The sequence below is a fragment of the Paenibacillus sp. PK1-4R genome (genome assembly GCF_030369595.1).
In the GTDB taxonomy this organism is placed as follows: Bacteria; Bacillota; Bacilli; order Paenibacillales; family Paenibacillaceae; genus Paenibacillus.
Window position 1 is genome coordinate 1,844,545 of record NZ_CP126535.1, and the last position, 15,064, is coordinate 1,859,608.

Annotated in this window: 26 protein-coding genes; all 26 read left to right on the top strand. The window is 41.9% G+C overall.

Annotated features, from left to right (window positions below; all coding sequences use genetic code 11):
* Nucleotides 1–27: 27 nt before the first annotated feature.
* Nucleotides 28–696 carry a hypothetical protein gene (locus tag QNO02_RS07960; RefSeq protein WP_289391689.1) on the top strand — a complete coding sequence of 223 codons (669 nt, stop codon included), beginning with the start codon at nucleotides 28–30 and terminating at the stop codon, nucleotides 694–696.
* A gap of 148 nt (nucleotides 697–844) precedes the next feature.
* On the top strand, nucleotides 845–1,327 hold the full coding sequence (locus tag QNO02_RS07965) for a GNAT family N-acetyltransferase (protein WP_289391690.1): 483 nt from the start codon (nucleotides 845–847) through the stop codon (nucleotides 1,325–1,327).
* 135 nt (nucleotides 1,328–1,462) lie between these two features.
* Nucleotides 1,463–1,966, top strand: a complete 504-nt coding sequence (locus QNO02_RS07970; protein ID WP_289391692.1) for a DUF4188 domain-containing protein — start codon at nucleotides 1,463–1,465, stop codon at nucleotides 1,964–1,966.
* Between the two features lie 25 nt (nucleotides 1,967–1,991).
* On the top strand, nucleotides 1,992–2,492 hold the full coding sequence (locus QNO02_RS07975) for a hypothetical protein (RefSeq protein ID WP_289391694.1): 501 nt from the start codon (nucleotides 1,992–1,994) through the stop codon (nucleotides 2,490–2,492).
* Nucleotides 2,493–2,699: 207 nt separating this feature from the next.
* Nucleotides 2,700–3,146 (top strand): LytTR family DNA-binding domain-containing protein, encoded by a 447-nt coding sequence (locus QNO02_RS07980; protein ID WP_289391697.1) that lies wholly within the window; start codon nucleotides 2,700–2,702, stop codon nucleotides 3,144–3,146.
* The gene (locus QNO02_RS07985; RefSeq protein WP_289391699.1) at nucleotides 3,143–3,553 is read left to right on the top strand and encodes a hypothetical protein; all 411 of its coding nucleotides are present in this window, start codon (nucleotides 3,143–3,145) and stop codon (nucleotides 3,551–3,553) included. The genes QNO02_RS07980 and QNO02_RS07985 overlap by 4 nt, the downstream gene beginning before the upstream one ends.
* A 15-nt stretch (nucleotides 3,554–3,568) precedes the next feature.
* Nucleotides 3,569–3,967 carry a hypothetical protein gene (locus QNO02_RS07990; protein ID WP_289391701.1) on the top strand — a complete coding sequence of 133 codons (399 nt, stop codon included), beginning with the start codon at nucleotides 3,569–3,571 and terminating at the stop codon, nucleotides 3,965–3,967.
* A gap of 36 nt (nucleotides 3,968–4,003) precedes the next feature.
* Nucleotides 4,004–4,396, top strand: coding sequence for a hypothetical protein (locus tag QNO02_RS07995; RefSeq protein WP_289391702.1), 393 nt, complete (start codon nucleotides 4,004–4,006; stop codon nucleotides 4,394–4,396).
* Between the two features lie 5 nt (nucleotides 4,397–4,401).
* Nucleotides 4,402–4,749: a hypothetical protein gene (locus tag QNO02_RS08000; RefSeq protein ID WP_289391703.1), complete on the top strand. Its 348-nt coding sequence runs from the start codon at nucleotides 4,402–4,404 to the stop codon at nucleotides 4,747–4,749.
* A 253-nt stretch (nucleotides 4,750–5,002) separates the two neighbouring features.
* Nucleotides 5,003–5,533 carry a hypothetical protein gene (locus QNO02_RS08005; RefSeq protein WP_289391704.1) on the top strand — a complete coding sequence of 177 codons (531 nt, stop codon included), beginning with the start codon at nucleotides 5,003–5,005 and terminating at the stop codon, nucleotides 5,531–5,533.
* Between the two features lie 59 nt (nucleotides 5,534–5,592).
* Nucleotides 5,593–6,435, top strand: a complete 843-nt coding sequence (locus QNO02_RS08010; RefSeq protein WP_289391706.1) for an adenylyl-sulfate kinase — start codon at nucleotides 5,593–5,595, stop codon at nucleotides 6,433–6,435.
* A gap of 38 nt (nucleotides 6,436–6,473) precedes the next feature.
* The gene (locus QNO02_RS08015; protein ID WP_289391708.1) at nucleotides 6,474–6,659 is read left to right on the top strand and encodes a hypothetical protein; all 186 of its coding nucleotides are present in this window, start codon (nucleotides 6,474–6,476) and stop codon (nucleotides 6,657–6,659) included.
* Entirely contained in the window at nucleotides 6,656–7,147 is a 492-nt protein-coding gene (locus tag QNO02_RS08020) for an NUDIX hydrolase (protein ID WP_289391709.1), read from the top strand. The genes QNO02_RS08015 and QNO02_RS08020 overlap by 4 nt, the downstream gene beginning before the upstream one ends.
* Before the next feature lie 14 nt (nucleotides 7,148–7,161).
* The gene (locus tag QNO02_RS08025; RefSeq protein WP_289391711.1) at nucleotides 7,162–7,731 is read left to right on the top strand and encodes a phosphoglycerate mutase family protein; all 570 of its coding nucleotides are present in this window, start codon (nucleotides 7,162–7,164) and stop codon (nucleotides 7,729–7,731) included.
* A gap of 92 nt (nucleotides 7,732–7,823) precedes the next feature.
* Nucleotides 7,824–8,339, top strand: coding sequence for a nucleoside deaminase (locus QNO02_RS08030; protein WP_289391713.1), 516 nt, complete (start codon nucleotides 7,824–7,826; stop codon nucleotides 8,337–8,339).
* 23 nt (nucleotides 8,340–8,362) lie between these two features.
* On the top strand, nucleotides 8,363–8,773 hold the full coding sequence (locus QNO02_RS08035; protein WP_289391715.1) for a DUF6979 family protein: 411 nt from the start codon (nucleotides 8,363–8,365) through the stop codon (nucleotides 8,771–8,773).
* A gap of 6 nt (nucleotides 8,774–8,779) precedes the next feature.
* On the top strand, nucleotides 8,780–9,322 hold the full coding sequence (locus tag QNO02_RS08040) for a GNAT family N-acetyltransferase (RefSeq protein WP_289391718.1): 543 nt from the start codon (nucleotides 8,780–8,782) through the stop codon (nucleotides 9,320–9,322).
* Between the two features lie 20 nt (nucleotides 9,323–9,342).
* Nucleotides 9,343–10,008, top strand: coding sequence for a Type 1 glutamine amidotransferase-like domain-containing protein (locus QNO02_RS08045; protein WP_289391719.1), 666 nt, complete (start codon nucleotides 9,343–9,345; stop codon nucleotides 10,006–10,008).
* Entirely contained in the window at nucleotides 10,001–10,894 is an 894-nt protein-coding gene (locus QNO02_RS08050) for a PhzF family phenazine biosynthesis protein (protein ID WP_091033107.1), read from the top strand. Before QNO02_RS08045 ends, QNO02_RS08050 begins: the two co-directional genes overlap by 8 nt.
* A gap of 40 nt (nucleotides 10,895–10,934) precedes the next feature.
* Nucleotides 10,935–11,387, top strand: coding sequence for a GNAT family N-acetyltransferase (locus QNO02_RS08055; RefSeq protein WP_289391722.1), 453 nt, complete (start codon nucleotides 10,935–10,937; stop codon nucleotides 11,385–11,387).
* A complete protein-coding gene (locus QNO02_RS08060) occupies nucleotides 11,350–12,369 on the top strand; it encodes a phosphotransferase enzyme family protein (RefSeq protein ID WP_289391723.1) in 1,020 nt (339 codons plus the stop codon). Before QNO02_RS08055 ends, QNO02_RS08060 begins: the two co-directional genes overlap by 38 nt.
* A gap of 53 nt (nucleotides 12,370–12,422) precedes the next feature.
* Nucleotides 12,423–13,262 carry a GNAT family N-acetyltransferase gene (locus tag QNO02_RS08065; RefSeq protein ID WP_133384050.1) on the top strand — a complete coding sequence of 280 codons (840 nt, stop codon included), beginning with the start codon at nucleotides 12,423–12,425 and terminating at the stop codon, nucleotides 13,260–13,262.
* A 30-nt stretch (nucleotides 13,263–13,292) separates the two neighbouring features.
* On the top strand, nucleotides 13,293–13,883 hold the full coding sequence (locus QNO02_RS08070; RefSeq protein WP_289391728.1) for an HD domain-containing protein: 591 nt from the start codon (nucleotides 13,293–13,295) through the stop codon (nucleotides 13,881–13,883).
* A gap of 46 nt (nucleotides 13,884–13,929) precedes the next feature.
* A complete protein-coding gene (locus tag QNO02_RS08075; protein ID WP_133384052.1) occupies nucleotides 13,930–14,382 on the top strand; it encodes an NUDIX hydrolase in 453 nt (150 codons plus the stop codon).
* A gap of 19 nt (nucleotides 14,383–14,401) precedes the next feature.
* Nucleotides 14,402–14,731: an HIT domain-containing protein gene (locus tag QNO02_RS08080; protein WP_176872724.1), complete on the top strand. Its 330-nt coding sequence runs from the start codon at nucleotides 14,402–14,404 to the stop codon at nucleotides 14,729–14,731.
* A gap of 178 nt (nucleotides 14,732–14,909) precedes the next feature.
* On the top strand, nucleotides 14,910–15,053 hold the full coding sequence (locus QNO02_RS08085; RefSeq protein WP_165790066.1) for a hypothetical protein: 144 nt from the start codon (nucleotides 14,910–14,912) through the stop codon (nucleotides 15,051–15,053).
* Nucleotides 15,054–15,064 lie beyond the last annotated feature (11 nt).

Consider the following 15,064-nt stretch of genomic DNA (forward strand, 5'->3'; position numbering starts at 1 on the left):
CTTTTAATAAAGAAAGGAGTTTTTACATTGCCTTGGCCTATGGTTCATTTTGCAATTGCTTCGGAAGTGATATCAGATCCATCCCCTGAATTATTATTGGGGAGCCTCGCTCCAGATTCCATCCATGTAAGAACCAATCTTCGTACCGAAAAGGCAAAAACCCACCTCATGCCAGAGGCAGGGAGATTTGCAACAGACGAAGAACTTGAAGCCTTTTTTGAGTTAAACAAACAGTTAGCTTATAGTGATCCCAAATTCATGCAATATCTGTGCGGTTATATCGCACATATCTATACGGACCGCGTGTGGACATTCGATATTTATCCTGCATATGAAGTTCATCCCAATGGAAGAAGTGTGTATACACAGGATGTCACGAAGCTGGAGTTTATGATTCTACAGAATTGGAACGGGGCCAACGATTGGTTAAGTGAGCTGAAAGTGGGGAGAGCATTTAATTTAGGGGGATTGCTGGAATCTGAGGTGTATCAGTATAGGGGAGAGAAACTGGCGTTTTTAGCTAATCCTGACAACGAACCTTTGGTTGATTTAAATATTTTATCCATTGAAGCTATGGAAGAGTTTATACATACAAACGGATTGGCTATAAAACAATTGTATACGAAATGGGATGTTTATAAAGATTTACGTGAAGGGAGATCCTATCATGCAAAAAACAATAATAGAACTATCTGATCTAATGAAGAAGTATCCCAAAAGTGCAGCATTTTTATTATCTATCGTTGTGCTAAATTTGGTATATACCTTTGGTAGGGATATCGGGGTGTGGCTTTACCACCTGACTCATTAGAAGATGATTGTAATGAAAGGAGAGGGTCTGGAAATGGAAAACTCAATTCGGTTGGCTCTTTATCACGAGCAATATGACCAAGATTTGGATGATTTCGCTCTAAATGGAGATCAGCTTCAGTTTACTGCAATGCCTGCGGATGTGATTGATGAAGCGATTCAAAATCCGGACAAAGACCCGATGGTTATCCTTCATGAAGAGAAACCTGTTGGATTCTTTATATTACATAAAAATTCTGAATACGTTGAAGAGAAGGATGCATCTCATACCATACTGATACGGGCTCTATCCATTTCGATGGAACACCAAGGAAATGGGTATGCGAAGGAAGCAATGAAGGCACTGCCTAAATTCGTTCGCCAGCTCCATCCGGAGATCAATGAGATTATTTTAGCAGTAAATGAAGGAAATATTGCGGCAAAACAGTTATATCTGAAAGTGGGTTTTCTCGACAGGGGCGTTCGAAAGATGGGCATCCATGGTCTCCAGTTAATCTTGCATCATAGAATCACATAAAGGAGGATGGCTGTGGAACCGGAGGAGTATCACAAACGGTGGAGTTTTGATTTCCCACTGGATGCCTATGAGCGGATAGGAAGGGTCGTCCAGATCCGATGAAATCGAATGTTTTTGACGAGAAGGAGAAGTGACATGGCGAACATACATAAGGGAAGGTACTCAGCACAGATTGAGGGAGAATTTGTTGTTTTTATTATCGGAATGAGGATCAATCGTTTGTGGGCTATACACAAATGGTTGCCTGTCTTAAAGTCCATGGGCCCGATGATTAAAGAACTCTATATGAATCCGGAGACCGGATTTCTGAGTACAGAGTATTTTATAAGCTGGCGTGGGGTGACGCTACTCCAATACTGGCGTTCTTACGATCAATTGGAGAAATACGCACGGGGCGGACTACACTTGGAAGCTTGGAAAAAATTCAACCGATCCATTGGTACTGACGGAACAGTAGGAATTTATCATGAAACATACAAGGCTCAGTCAGGTTCCTTCGAGACCATATACGCCAACATGCCCACATTCGGATTAGCTAAAGCGTCTGAACATGTGCCTTCGACAGGGAAGATGGAGACAGCCAGACGCAGAATGGGCGGAGAGAATGACCCGGCAGTGAAAGCACCAGAGAATCCTTGAAGCGCTGAATAGAGAGGAGAATGTTATGAAGGCTAGAGTGCGAGCAGAAGATGTACATTCAAAGCAGCTTAGCTGGTTGTGTATTAAACCGATGCTTGTTTCTGTACGGGGCAGAGATATGGCAGCCAAAACAGAGATATACCGAAAGTTACACGAAGGGCAACAAGCTTTATTTCTGTTCTATTCCTATCATAATCATACGAAGAGTCTGGCAGAATTTTATTGGTTTTCGGCATATAACATCATTGAGATCAAGAGTTGGCATGGGATTAAAAAAGGGATGCACTTTTTTTGTATAGATGAGATGGTAACTGTACTGGACCAGATAGAAAGTCTCATTACGGACAAAAATAAAGTGGGTGAAGAGTGGCGTGAGGTGCTAGCAACGGATCTGGAGAAGGACCCAATCTTGCTACAGAGAACAGAGGTGTTGTATGCAACCTATCAGACCGTGGCGCAAGCAGCTATTGCACACATGAATAAGATAATCCTGCAAAATCAGGAGATGTATCTGGAGGTCGAGTAGGTTAAGGCAGCACCTTGATAAAAAAGAATAGCTCATGCCTTGAATACTCTGGATGAGTACATAGAAGAACTGCTCCCATGGAGTGGTTCTTTTTCGTATCTATGGAGTGCCGATGCAACAAACCTGCAAAATCATGCAACAAAACGCAATACAGTGGGATAGTCGTAACTATGCTTGTAATATGAGTTGTGAGAGGGGGGCAAACACATGAAAGTCATTTTTGAAGAGGACACGACAGTTGAAAAAAGGTTAGCCAAGGTCATAACACATCCGGCGGAGAAGTCGAAGTGGGACCGTATTCAGAAGGCAATCTGTGAATCGGAAACTCAATTAACGGTCATCCATGCCAAGAATAATCGCAATATACAGATCCAACTGAGCTCGGTGGTTGCCTTTGAATCAGAGGATCGGATGTGCGGTGTCCGGGTGATCTCAGGTGAGAGGTACTTGCTTCATAAACGTCTGAAATTTGTAGAAGAGGATCTCGATGACGTTCATTTTGTGAAAATCAATAATCAAACGATCATCAATACGCGGTACATCACCGCATTCTCTGCAACAGACCATGCCCGAATCAAGGTAGACCTGAGCGATAGCTCCAGTTACTTCGTCAGCCGATTTTATATTAAAAACTTTAGGGGGAAATTATCATGATCATTCAGCTTAGGCATTCCTTTTTCCAGGTGTTCACCGTTACTTCACTGTGGGTGACTGTGCTATTGACCTTATTCTATAGTGATCAACCTATCCACATGAGCTACCTTTGGAATATTGCTGGAATTTCAACTATTGCTGCTGTGCTGTACGGCGTGATGTACAATGTGCTTTGGAACCATTTTACGTTGAAACCATTGTGGAATATTGTTATATCTTCTACCTTGAGTATCACAGGAGGAATGGCGATCGTATGGTTATTCTCCACGGAAATGTTCCATATGATTGCTCCCTGGTTCCCCGGCATGTGGTTGTTATCCATTGTGCTGCACATCATCGCTTTTTATTTTTATGCTAGAATGGATAGCAGGAAAAAAGCGGAAGAGTTAAACAACATTCTCAAGTAGGTAGGGAGTACACGTATGAACGAGGAAGAACTGTTGGAGCTGTACGGATTGGATCCTGATGAGGTAAACCGGGAGGCCATTCGACAGCTGCTTCACCAAGAGATAGAGAATCAAAACTTAGAGGATAACGAAGTTCTGAAACTATTGTGCATTATGTTGTTCTGTATCGGAAATGTAGAGGACACTGAACTGATCTGGCAGGCCAAACAAATGAATCAGGATACGAGCAGTTATATTGATGTGCAATTATTATGTGGTGCAGGGTATGAGGAGACATTGTTTTATCTGGAAAATATGAATGGGGAACAGGCGCACAAGGAGGTGCTGTACCTTAGACAGTGCGAGCCGTATGATTTTGTTAATTTTTCCAAAACGGAATGGGTCTCAAACTATAAACAATATTATGGTGTTTGATATATGAGCATACAGCTTACTGGAAGGAGGGGGAATATGCCAAGTTTGCATGACAACATCATATTAAGCTACGAAGTTGATTTAGAGAACGAAAGGATAAGGATGTGTACTCGTTCGAGTCATGATGTGCCGAAAAATATGGATGTCTTATTCTCTGGTGTAATGGCCCATGCGTTTGATACACCGCTGCATGGCAGTATTATTTTGGATCTCGATGAGTGGGACGTAGAGCATTTTATCCCTCATAATCGAGAGTTGTTAGAGTCGGGAAAGGGCTACGGTTGGCCTGTCAGTTATGTTTCCTATGAGGAATTACAAACTTGGCTAATAGAAGAGAAATACAAGTACATGGTGATCTCATCCTCCTATGGATTGAGTGGTTGGGTTTCGGCGAAGAACGTAGAGATTTCTGTTCAAGAAACGGGGTGAACGGGTTGAGGCGTGAGTACACACAGCATGGTAGCAAGAGGGGAGCAGGACTAAGAACGGGCATTGTTGTGCTTGTTGTTCTGTTCGTTATTCTAGTAATGACCAATCCAAACGAAGAAGAATTTGTTGCATGGCTCGCAAGTGAACATGATATCCATTCTTCGTTTGATATGAATGAAGGCAGGACGTTTACGCAGACGATCAACGGTGAGGAAAAGACGCTTCATTATACAGGTGGACATATACAGCATATGGGGATTTTTTCAACATATAGTTACCTTTTCTCGGATAATGAAGAAAAAGAGATCCAGATTAAAGCGGTCGGCATAATGAATATGCTATTTAATAGATAGGTAGAATGATTGTGGACAGTTACAAAATTTGGGAGGAATTTCTGCTGATATCCGCGCTCTTTACATGATGTAACTTGTGCAGAGAAGCGTGTTTTTTTGCGTGAAATGCCATATAAGCAAAGATGGCTAATTTCGTTCGTTCGCAAATTCCACATTATGGGTTATGATGTACCTTGAGAGAAAATTTTACAACATAGGAAGTCTTCGTTCTAAATAAAAGGCATTTAAGGTCTTTACCAGGGGAGTGTTATCCATGATTAAATGGAGGGCTGATGATGAAAAAGTTAACTGTAGTTTCATTATTATTTCTACTTCTGGTGGCGTGTCAGAACCAGGAAAACCTGACGATGCACAACAATCAATAGATTCCCCACCTCAAAATGTCACAGAAAAAGAGACACAACAGGATAAAGAAATATCGGCATCCCAAGAGACGGAAGACATCCCACCAGAGTACCTCGATGAAACAAGCTATACCGGGGACAAATTGGAAATTGTCAAACTTATGAATGCACGTATGCGTTATTTATACGAAGAGGATGAAGCAGCATATATGAGTCTGATTGATCCTGAATCTCCTATATTAGGCATGGGAAGATACAAAGTTCTCAAGGTTACTTCCATGAGCGACATAACTATACAGGAGCAAAGGAAGCTCTATCAGGCAGTGGTGGTGATTAACGAGTTAAATGAGAACGACGAAGAGTATAGCAATACGATGGTGTTTTGGAAAAAGAAAGAAGATGGCGATTCTGCGCAATGGGTTATTGCAGATATTGATTAATAACATAGTGTCTGACACATGGAAGATCCATATCTTCACACAACATAAAGGGTGATGTAATGATGACAAGGCGATTAATACTGATTGAAGGGTTACCGGGTTCAGGCAAGTCAACGATTGCCGAGATGGTTTCCGAAATTTTGATAGAACAAGGCAAGAAGGTACAACTATTTCAGGAAGGAAACCTGGATCACCCTGCTGATTACGAGGGCGTATCTTTTTATTATGCAGGAGACTTCGAGACTTTATTGAAAACGCATGAAAAATACAGAGAGGTTCTGGAAAGTAATGCGATTGCCCATGATCAAGGTTTCTTGATTCCTTATCGTAAGATGAAAGAACAATGGGGAACAGAGCTTCCCGATCACATTGTACAGGATATTTTCAGCCGAGATATTTACGAAATTCCTTTTGAGCAAAATGTTAAGCTGATCACCGAGAAGTGGCAAGATTTCGCCCGAAATGTGTTAAGCACGAATGAGGACTGCATCACGATATTTGAATGTTGTTTTATCCAGAATCCACTAACCATGGGTCTTGTAAAATGCAATCAATCCAAAGAGCAGAACGTGCAGTATGTATTGGAACTGGGGCGTATCATTCATGCTCTGAATCCGCTTCTCATCTATATCGACCAGAAAGATATATCCTATACCTTTGATAAGGCAGTTAGTGAAAGACCAAAAGAATGGTCAGAGGGATTCATTAACTATTATACGAACCAGGGTTTGGGGCAGGCACAGGGTTATAAGGGTGTTAAGGGTACGGTACAGGTTTTGCAGGAAAGAAAGAAGCTGGAGTCCGAAATCTATGGGTTACTTCAGATGGATAAGGTCTGGCTGGATAATTCGGATTATGACCGCGAGGCTTGTAGGCACAATCTAGAAAAGATTCTGCAGTAACCTTAATGAAATACGAATACATACCGGAGGTCAGTTTTATGACATTTTATGGAGTAGCCTTAATTGCAACAACCGCAATCTTACTTATTATAGGTGTTCGAAGCAAACGGAAAGTAATTCTTAGATGGGGCATAGCCAGTTTAATTTTATTGCTCGTACTCATCATTCCCTCATTCATCATGGGATTCATGGACGGATTTGCTGATGGATGGTCAGCGAGATGACCACTGCAGATAACAATAATATATCGTATGAACAAAATCACAACAAATTCAACTTCCGTGTGGCAGGTATTGTGATGGATGCGGGAAGAGTTCTTTTGCATACGACTGAACAGGATGATTTCTGGAATCTGCCCGGAGGTCGGGTGGAATTAAACGAGACAACAGAAGCGGCTATTGTGCGAGAGATGATGGAGGAACTGGGTGTTCATGTAGAAGCGCACAGGCTCGCATATGTTAGTGAAGATTTCTTTGAATATGATGGCCTGAAGTATCATGAAGTTGGCTTTTATTATGTCATCACATTGCCTGAAACCCATAAACTTTATAGTGAAATAGAATTCAAAGGTCTAGAGGATAACGGTAAGTTAATCTTCCGATGGTTTTTCTTGGACGAACTGGAGCGGATGGAAGTCTATCCTGTGTTTTTGAAAAAGGAACTGAGTAACCTTCTTGATGCAAAAGGCATCAAACACTTCATTCAGAAATAGAGGAATAGGTGTCTATGGACATTACATTTATTCGTCATGGTCATGGCGAACACTTGAAAGACTACCCAAACCAATTAAATTGTCTGCATCCTGGCCTCACTGAATTGGGAAAAAGTCAAGTCATAGCGTTGCGTAAACAAGTGGTTTTTGCGCCTGAAGACGTCATTTTGGTTAGTCCAACGAAACGTACGATCGAAACAGCACTCCTTCTAACCCCTAACAAAAATCTTGTGTTCTTCAGCCCGCTGGTTGGCCCAAGAATATTTCCTCAGAATCCAGAGTTTGTTCCTTTCGTCTGCGATCAGATCTATTCCAAGGAAGAGCTCAGTCATCAGTATACTGACATAAGATTGGTTGAGCTGGGGTTGGATTGTTGGGGAGAAAGTATTAATCAGATAGATGCATGTCGATTCAAGATATTAGCTGAACAGCTTCTTGAGTGGTGCAGGCAACAGAGCGGCAATACGTTTATCATTTCCCATGATGGTACGATATCGAACTACAGGATGGTACTCGGAGAAGAAGGGTTAACCAAAAGTGATTTTCTTGGTGAAGCAGGGCAGTACACGATCAAGAACTTTTAACTTTTAAAGGAGATCCCGACAATCTCTTTTACTACACATTAGACAAGGATCTGCTTTATAAGCGACTATAACTGCACTTAGGGGGATTTTCAATGAAGTTATCGGATTATGAGTATCTAACTTTGGCTCTGGAAGAAGCAGAACAATCATTTACTGAAGGAACGTATCCGATTGGTGCGATAATCGTGGATGTGGATGGGATTGTCGTGAGTAAAGGCCGGAACCGAGTCTTCTCGGATTGCGACCCCACCGCACATGCTGAGGTGGATGCCATTCGTCGGGCAGGAAAACATTTGCTGGATGTAGAGAAGAAGAAATTCTCGAAGAAGAAAGACTTGACGCTTTATACTACCTGTGAGCCTTGTCCCATGTGTTCGTGCACCATATTAATGTCGGGGATTAAGAAGATTGTATGGGCAGCAGATGATGAAGAATATGGCGGGCTTCGACGTTTCAAGGAAGGGCCTCATTTTATCCAAATGTTCGACACATTATCCTGTGTTGCAGCACCATACCTTGATCTGGAAAATAAACAGAGAGTATTGCTCGCCAAATGGAATATTGGTAGAGGTTTGCTTAATACAGAGTGGGAGATTCCCAAACAATGATCTTTCACTAAGGGGATGTTGGTATGTCTCAAAACAAATATGTTCAAGCCGCTATTAATGCAGTTCATTACGTACAGAACAAGAAATTTGTTAACCCAGTTGAGGCTTGGAATTTTGCAACAGGAGAGTTGTTCGGTGAGGGAAGTTGGGGACAACGGAAAGGCTGTCCAAGAACTGCTTTTCTGGGTCTGTGTGAGGATGGTTATGTCAGAGGTATTCCCCAAGGGAGATATAATCATAAAGAGAACTCGTTAAATAAAAGGTATGCCATTGACACGGTGAAGTTATTTCATGAGGACTCTAGTATGGTTCATGTAGATAGTAAGAAGTTGTGGACAGTTGTCACTGAGGGCAAAGTGATTAAGTCAAACTATCAGGTCGATATTGTTAAAGGACTATGGGGAAAAGGAATGATCCTTGCAGAACGGAGATGAATCCACATGGAATTCGTGGGAGAGAAGGTCAGAATAACAACAGTCACAGAGCAGGACCTCGACTTCATAGGTCAACTTGAATGTGATACAAACATATGGAGCTTTGAGGAAACTGTTGAAACGGATGAGGAAAAGGTCCGTGAGAAATATCGCAGCCATTTTGCTGTCGCAGATGAGAAACCGTATGCCTATGATTTCGTTATACGACGCATGAATGATCCGGAAGATACACCCATTGGTATCGTTCAGATGTGGAGTTATGTGGATTACCGAAAAAGTTGGGAACTTGGATACGGTGTGCTTTCAGAATGCGCAGGCAACGGATATGGGAGCGAGGCTACCCGTCTTTTGTTACAATTTGCATTTCAAGAGTTACAAGCTCATAAGGTCGTCGGCATGTGCAATTCAAAAAATGTTCGCTCAGCAGCACTGATGCAGCATGTGGGAATGACACGCGAGGCCGTTTTCCAGGAAGAACTATGGTGGAACAATCAGTGGACAGACCAGTATTTTTTCTCGATTTTGGATAGAGAGTTTAAGCCAGTCTAATAGGTACGGGAGGAAATCAGATGACTACGTTGGTTCTGCTAAGTGATTTGGTATTCGAATCTAACGATAAATTGGATCAGAAAATATTACGCTTATTCAACAGTGAACAGCCTTCCATCGGATATATTCCTTCGTGTTCCGATCCGGAGCGGAAATATTTTGAACACACCAGACGTTATTATAATCAAGTAGGAATCGATAACATTCAATATTATGATCTTGATCTGGAGTATGAGGAGAGCACATTTGGCTCTATTTTCGAATGTGATGCGATTCATCTATCCGGAGGAAATACGTTTTATTTTCTAAGTTTATTACAGAAGAGAAATGTGCTTGGTTTGCTGCGTTCCTATGTGAAGAGTGGTGGCATTCTGATTGGGGTCAGCGCAGGCAGTATTCTGACTACACCTACGATAGAGATAGCTGGGTATGGGGAAGATGCAGATGAAAACAATGTAGATCTGAAAGATATGAAAGCACTGGGGCTCGTTGATTTTGAGTTTGCACCGCACTGGGATGGTTCGGAAGACGCCCTGAATTCATTAAGAGAGTATACCCGTGTTAATCGTACGGCGGTTTATGTGTGCCAAGATGGTGGCGGGCTTGTAATTGATGGTGAAAGCGTAGAGTTATATGGAAATGTGAGTCTCGTAGATTACAGAGAGAGTGGGTCTGTTGATGAGTAATATTACGGTCTATCATTATGACGCTTTCTCCACAGTTCCCGGCCAAGGGAACCCTGCAGGAGTGGTTTTTGATGCTGATCATTTGAGTGAGATCGCGATGCAGCAGATCGCTTATCAAGTTGGTTTTAATGAGACGGTATTTGTGTTGAACTCTGAAGTAGCTGATGTCAGATTACGTTATTTTACCCCGGGCCATGAGATTAATCTGTGTGGTCATGCCACAATGGCATCACTCTATGGTTTGAAGACGCGTGGTATGTTGAGTGACAGCGAGTTAATCACGATTGAAACCAATGTAGGTACATTACCCATACGATTTGAGCGCATTGCCAACACCATTTACATGGAAATGAAACAGGATCAGCCGCAGTTTATACCGTTCCAGGGGGATATCGAGAAGCTGGTAAGCGCCATAAACCTAACTCTGGATGATGTTGACCTTTCTACTCCAATCGTTTATGGAAGTACAGGAACCTGGACGTTATTAATCCCGATTCGTGAACTGAACTCTTTTATGAAAATGAAACCGGATTCTTCCCTGTTCCCTGGTATTTTACTTGAAAATCCGAAAGCTTCCCTACATCCATTTTGTTTCGAAACCCGTGATTCCGATGCGATGATGCATGCCAGACATTTCTCTTCACCTTACTCAGGTACGACGGAAGATCCAGTGACTGGAACAGCCTCCGGTGTGATGGGTGCTTATTATTTAACCTATTTGAAACCGGAGATTGATGAGGTGAAGTTTTTGGTAGAGCAAGGACATGAGATTGGAAGAGATGGAAAGGTTCAAGTGAGTGTGATTCGGGATGGTGAGGATATGGATGTCAGAATGAAGGGGACAGCTGTTTTTGTGCGTGAACTGAACGTTGAATTGGATACCTGATCCTATACGGAAGCAAAAAGCGCGAAGGGAGATTAACATTTTGCAAATTTTTGATATTCGGCAGAAGCCGGACGTGCTGCAAGAAGCAGTACAGTATTTCTGGAAACAATGGGGCTCGGAAGCAAGCTTCCATTTCTATCGGGATTGTATAGAGCGTTCTGTGGAGACAGAGAGTGATGTGCCAAGATTTTATGTGATGTTGGACGGAGACCAAATTATTGGTGGGTATGCTTTGTTACGAAGTGATCTGAATAGCAGGCAGGATCTCTTTCCCTGGTTTGCGTGTCTTCATGTTGATCCAGAATATCGGGGCCAGAACCTGGGCGGACAACTCCAGACCCATGCGATGAATGAGGTGAAAGCGAAAGGGTACGACAAGCTGTATTTGTGTACTGATCTGACTGATTATTATGAGAAAAATAACTGGGCCTATATCGGTAAAGGATATCTGCTTGATGATGAAGAAACGAGAATCTATGAATATAAGATTTGATGAAATCATGTTTCATTATTTCAAAGATACCCAGTATGCCTTGGCAGCCGTTCCATTTGGCTTGACGAATACGACCAAAATCCTTGAAATACAAGGACAGAGGTTTATCGTTCGTATCTATAACAAACATCTCAAAACGATCGATGATATTGAACTGGAATGTAAAGTGACAGCTTTCCTTGAGAGCACTCATTCTTCGTTTCAGATCCCACTCTTTCATAATGCTATAGATGGCCAACACTATTTATTATTAGAAGACGGGACACTTGCGGCTATTACTACCTTTCTGGAAGGTACTGTACCCCAATTGTCTAGCGTAGACAAATCTAAGAAGTTTGGGCAGCTGGTGGGTGAGTTTTCGACACGAATGCAAGGGTTCCCAATAGGCAAGCAAGTTTACAGGGGAATTTCATTTACTAAAGTGTACGAAATTCATCCGTTAGCTAATCATCAATCGATTATGGCTTTTTACAAAAATTCACCTTTTGAATTATCAGTCTCAAAGGTTACCTTTTACCAGAAAATGATCACAGAAATTGAGAGTTCCAATCTGCAGTTAGAGGTGTTACCACAACAGTTGGTTCATCATGATTTGTTGATTTATAATTTGCTGGCTCAGAATGAGGAGATCACAGGCGTACTGGATTTTGATTTTATTGGTATGGATACTGCGTTTATAGAGTTTATCATTAGCTTCAATCATGTGGTTCAGGAATCCCAAGGATCAATGGAAATGATTGAGTCCTTTCTTCAAGGATATGGCAGTGAACGCAAGCATTCAGCGCTTGAGTTTAGTTACTTACCTTTACTTACAAAAATCTATTATATAGCAGTACTTCATTTCTATATTGGTCAGTATTATGCCGGAGCAACGATTGAACACAACTTCACATTTATGATTGAACAGTTTGAGAGGAACATGAATTGGCTGGAAAAGCATAATCTTAGGATTCAAGAGTTGCTTAATATATACTTGGTTTGATTACACGCTTGATGTAATAATTCCTGAGCTGTCGTTATAGGAGGAATGAACCTATGATTACCGAGATTAATAAACATGATTTCCACAAAGTAAAACATCTCACGGACTCATGTCAAAATATTGAAGTCAAAGCGGTGGCGTATGGCTTGAACCCGGGACGGATCTATGTAGATGATGCAGAGAATATAACAGCAGCTCTAATTTGGATACATGGACAATCTGGTTTTCAGTTGATCGGAGATTCTCGAAGTGAACCCTTTCTGAATGAATTGAAAGAGTACATGCGGGAACGTATTGAACCTGAATTATTAAACTTACATATTCATGCTGTTGAAATTGGTGTGATGGACGAAGCCTGGGAAGATGTTCTTCGGCACATCTCCGGGAAAAGAGATATCCCCAGTGATATTCAGCATGTATTCAAGTTGAATCCAAATCTGATAAGTCAGCAAGCACCTCTCGACATATGTGATTCACAGGACGAGAAAGTCAGAATTCTCAGGATAGATGAAGTACTATTAGGAGAGAAAAGATATAACAATTCTCCTTTTCTGATGGATAAAATCTCTCACTTCTGGACGACAATAGATGATTTTTTGCAACATGGCTTTGGCTATATTGCAGTGCATAATGATGATATCGCGAGTGTTTGCCTTTCTGCATTTATCGCAGATCAGACACATGCGGTTGATATTGAAACGGTTGAAGTCTACAGAAGAAGAAATTATGGTGCGATGGTGGCAAAAGCTTTTGTAGAAGAATGCGGTCGTGTAGGCATACATCCGTATTGGGATTGTTCACCGGATAATGCTGGCTCAATTCGTCTGGCACAGGGTGTGGGCATGTCACTGGATTTTAACTATAGAGTTTACTGGTATGATCTATCCACGTAGACGGGTATCGGATATGAAGGAGGATGTGCTGTGAGCGAATCATTACAGGATCAGATTCAATTTCTCATTGAAATTGATAAACTCAAAACGATTGAACGAAAGACGAGAATTATGCATGGTGAGAGACTTGAAAATGATGCAGAGCATTCTTGGCATCTGGCGATGATGGCTTTGGTTTTACAGAGTCATGCCAACAAGGATGTGGATATTCTTAAAGTCATTAAGATGCTTCTCGTTCATGATCTGGTTGAGATCGATGCGGGAGATACTTTTGCCTACGATACGGTGGGGAATACGGATAAATATGATCGTGAACTCCAGGCGGCTCATCGGCTGTTTGGTATGTTGCCCAAGGAACAGACTGAAGAATTACTCCAGTTATGGTTAGAGTTTGAAGCCAAGCAGACGCCTGAAGCACAATTTGCCTCATCTCTCGATCGGCTGCAGCCTCTTATCCACAATCATCAGAATGAGGGAGATACGTGGCAGAAATATTACATTACAAGTGAACAGGTGTTAAACAGAAACCGTGAGATTGTAAACGGTTCCGAAACATTGTGGGAGTATGCGCAGCAGCTTATTCAGAAATCCGTGGATCAGGGAATCTTGACCAAATCATAAGGATGCGTTTTCACGTATGCACTTTGAAGATGGGGGAGAAGCATGGATGGGATATATCATGGAGCTAAGAAAACTGGTGGGTTCGCGTCCTCTAATTATGGCGGGCTCATGTGTACTCGTGTTCAATGAGGAAGGTCACCTGCTGCTACAAAAACGTACAGATAGCTTGGATTGGGGGACACTTGGGGGATCCATGGAACCCGGGGAGTCTTTGGAGGAAACAGCTGCGCGGGAATTGTATGAAGAGGCCGGACTGAGAGCGGAATCGTTCAAACTCATTAGCATTTTTTCAGGTGAGGACATGTACTATCAGTATCCACATGGTGATGAAGTTTACAACGTCATGGCTGTTTATGAAGCTGCAGGCATCAAGGGCAGCCCAACCATTATGGATGATGAAGGTCTGGAACTCCGATATTTTAATCTGAATCAGCCGATCCCTGAGATCAATCCGTTTACGGAATATGTGTTGAAGAAGGCAGGATATATCAGAACTTAATAGTAAGAGGGGGGATATTATGACACAGGACTTCTATTGTGATGAGGTGCTGAGTGGTAAAACGCAAGTCAAAGTTGTCATGGAAACAAATAACGTTATGGCTTATCATCACACTCGGCCATACTACAAGCATCACATTGTTGTAATTCCCAAGATTCATATTCAGTCCTTCATTTCAGAAGAGGAAGAGAATAATGATGAGCTACTCTTAGAAATGATGCAGGTCATTAAAAAAGTAGCTGCTGACTTGTTAGCTCAGACAGGCTCATCGAAGATTGTAACTAACTTGGGCAGTTATCAAGACTCGAAGCATCAGCATTGGCATATAGTCAGTGGTGAACGAACTTAGAAAACTGTATACCGGATTATAAATCTTCCACCGTTCACTTACGGATGTGGAAGTTTTTTTCGTTTTGAATCAATAAGTACACCGAATGACTTTTACATCCACCATAAAAGTTAACTGAGGAAAAATATGCTAGAATAGGGAGTGGTAGTTTAATAGGTTCATAGGAGGAATAACAATTATGATTACGATATTTCTAATGTTGATTAATGTGCTGTTATACGGACTGGGTGTGTATGCACTGATCCTGTTTATTAAGCTGGCCCGGCGTGGGATTCAGGCACTGGATATCTACCTGTATGAGAAACGCGGAGAGCGGTTCTAACGTTCACCAGA

Bases quoted from the DNA above. Each gene is read 5' to 3' on its own strand.
- QNO02_RS07965 (WP_289391690.1), top strand. From the start codon at position 845: ATGGAAAACTCAATTCGGTTGGCTCTTTATCACGAGCAATATGACCAA.
- QNO02_RS07970 (WP_289391692.1), top strand. From the start codon at position 1,463: ATGGCGAACATACATAAGGGAAGGTACTCAGCACAGATTGAGGGAGAA.
- QNO02_RS07975 (WP_289391694.1), top strand. From the start codon at position 1,992: ATGAAGGCTAGAGTGCGAGCAGAAGATGTACATTCAAAGCAGCTTAGC.
- QNO02_RS07980 (WP_289391697.1), top strand. From the start codon at position 2,700: ATGAAAGTCATTTTTGAAGAGGACACGACAGTTGAAAAAAGGTTAGCC.
- QNO02_RS07985 (WP_289391699.1), top strand. From the start codon at position 3,143: ATGATCATTCAGCTTAGGCATTCCTTTTTCCAGGTGTTCACCGTTACT.
- QNO02_RS07990 (WP_289391701.1), top strand. From the start codon at position 3,569: ATGAACGAGGAAGAACTGTTGGAGCTGTACGGATTGGATCCTGATGAG.
- QNO02_RS07995 (WP_289391702.1), top strand. From the start codon at position 4,004: ATGCCAAGTTTGCATGACAACATCATATTAAGCTACGAAGTTGATTTA.
- QNO02_RS08005 (WP_289391704.1), top strand. From the start codon at position 5,003: ATGATTAAATGGAGGGCTGATGATGAAAAAGTTAACTGTAGTTTCATT.
- QNO02_RS08010 (WP_289391706.1), top strand. From the start codon at position 5,593: ATGATGACAAGGCGATTAATACTGATTGAAGGGTTACCGGGTTCAGGC.
- QNO02_RS08015 (WP_289391708.1), top strand. From the start codon at position 6,474: ATGACATTTTATGGAGTAGCCTTAATTGCAACAACCGCAATCTTACTT.
- QNO02_RS08020 (WP_289391709.1), top strand. From the start codon at position 6,656: ATGACCACTGCAGATAACAATAATATATCGTATGAACAAAATCACAAC.
- QNO02_RS08025 (WP_289391711.1), top strand. From the start codon at position 7,162: ATGGACATTACATTTATTCGTCATGGTCATGGCGAACACTTGAAAGAC.
- QNO02_RS08030 (WP_289391713.1), top strand. From the start codon at position 7,824: ATGAAGTTATCGGATTATGAGTATCTAACTTTGGCTCTGGAAGAAGCA.
- QNO02_RS08035 (WP_289391715.1), top strand. From the start codon at position 8,363: ATGTCTCAAAACAAATATGTTCAAGCCGCTATTAATGCAGTTCATTAC.
- QNO02_RS08040 (WP_289391718.1), top strand. From the start codon at position 8,780: ATGGAATTCGTGGGAGAGAAGGTCAGAATAACAACAGTCACAGAGCAG.
- QNO02_RS08045 (WP_289391719.1), top strand. From the start codon at position 9,343: ATGACTACGTTGGTTCTGCTAAGTGATTTGGTATTCGAATCTAACGAT.
- QNO02_RS08050 (WP_091033107.1), top strand. From the start codon at position 10,001: ATGAGTAATATTACGGTCTATCATTATGACGCTTTCTCCACAGTTCCC.
- QNO02_RS08060 (WP_289391723.1), top strand. From the start codon at position 11,350: ATGATGAAGAAACGAGAATCTATGAATATAAGATTTGATGAAATCATG.
- QNO02_RS08065 (WP_133384050.1), top strand. From the start codon at position 12,423: ATGATTACCGAGATTAATAAACATGATTTCCACAAAGTAAAACATCTC.
- QNO02_RS08075 (WP_133384052.1), top strand. From the start codon at position 13,930: ATGGGATATATCATGGAGCTAAGAAAACTGGTGGGTTCGCGTCCTCTA.
- QNO02_RS08080 (WP_176872724.1), top strand. From the start codon at position 14,402: ATGACACAGGACTTCTATTGTGATGAGGTGCTGAGTGGTAAAACGCAA.
- QNO02_RS08085 (WP_165790066.1), top strand. From the start codon at position 14,910: ATGATTACGATATTTCTAATGTTGATTAATGTGCTGTTATACGGACTG.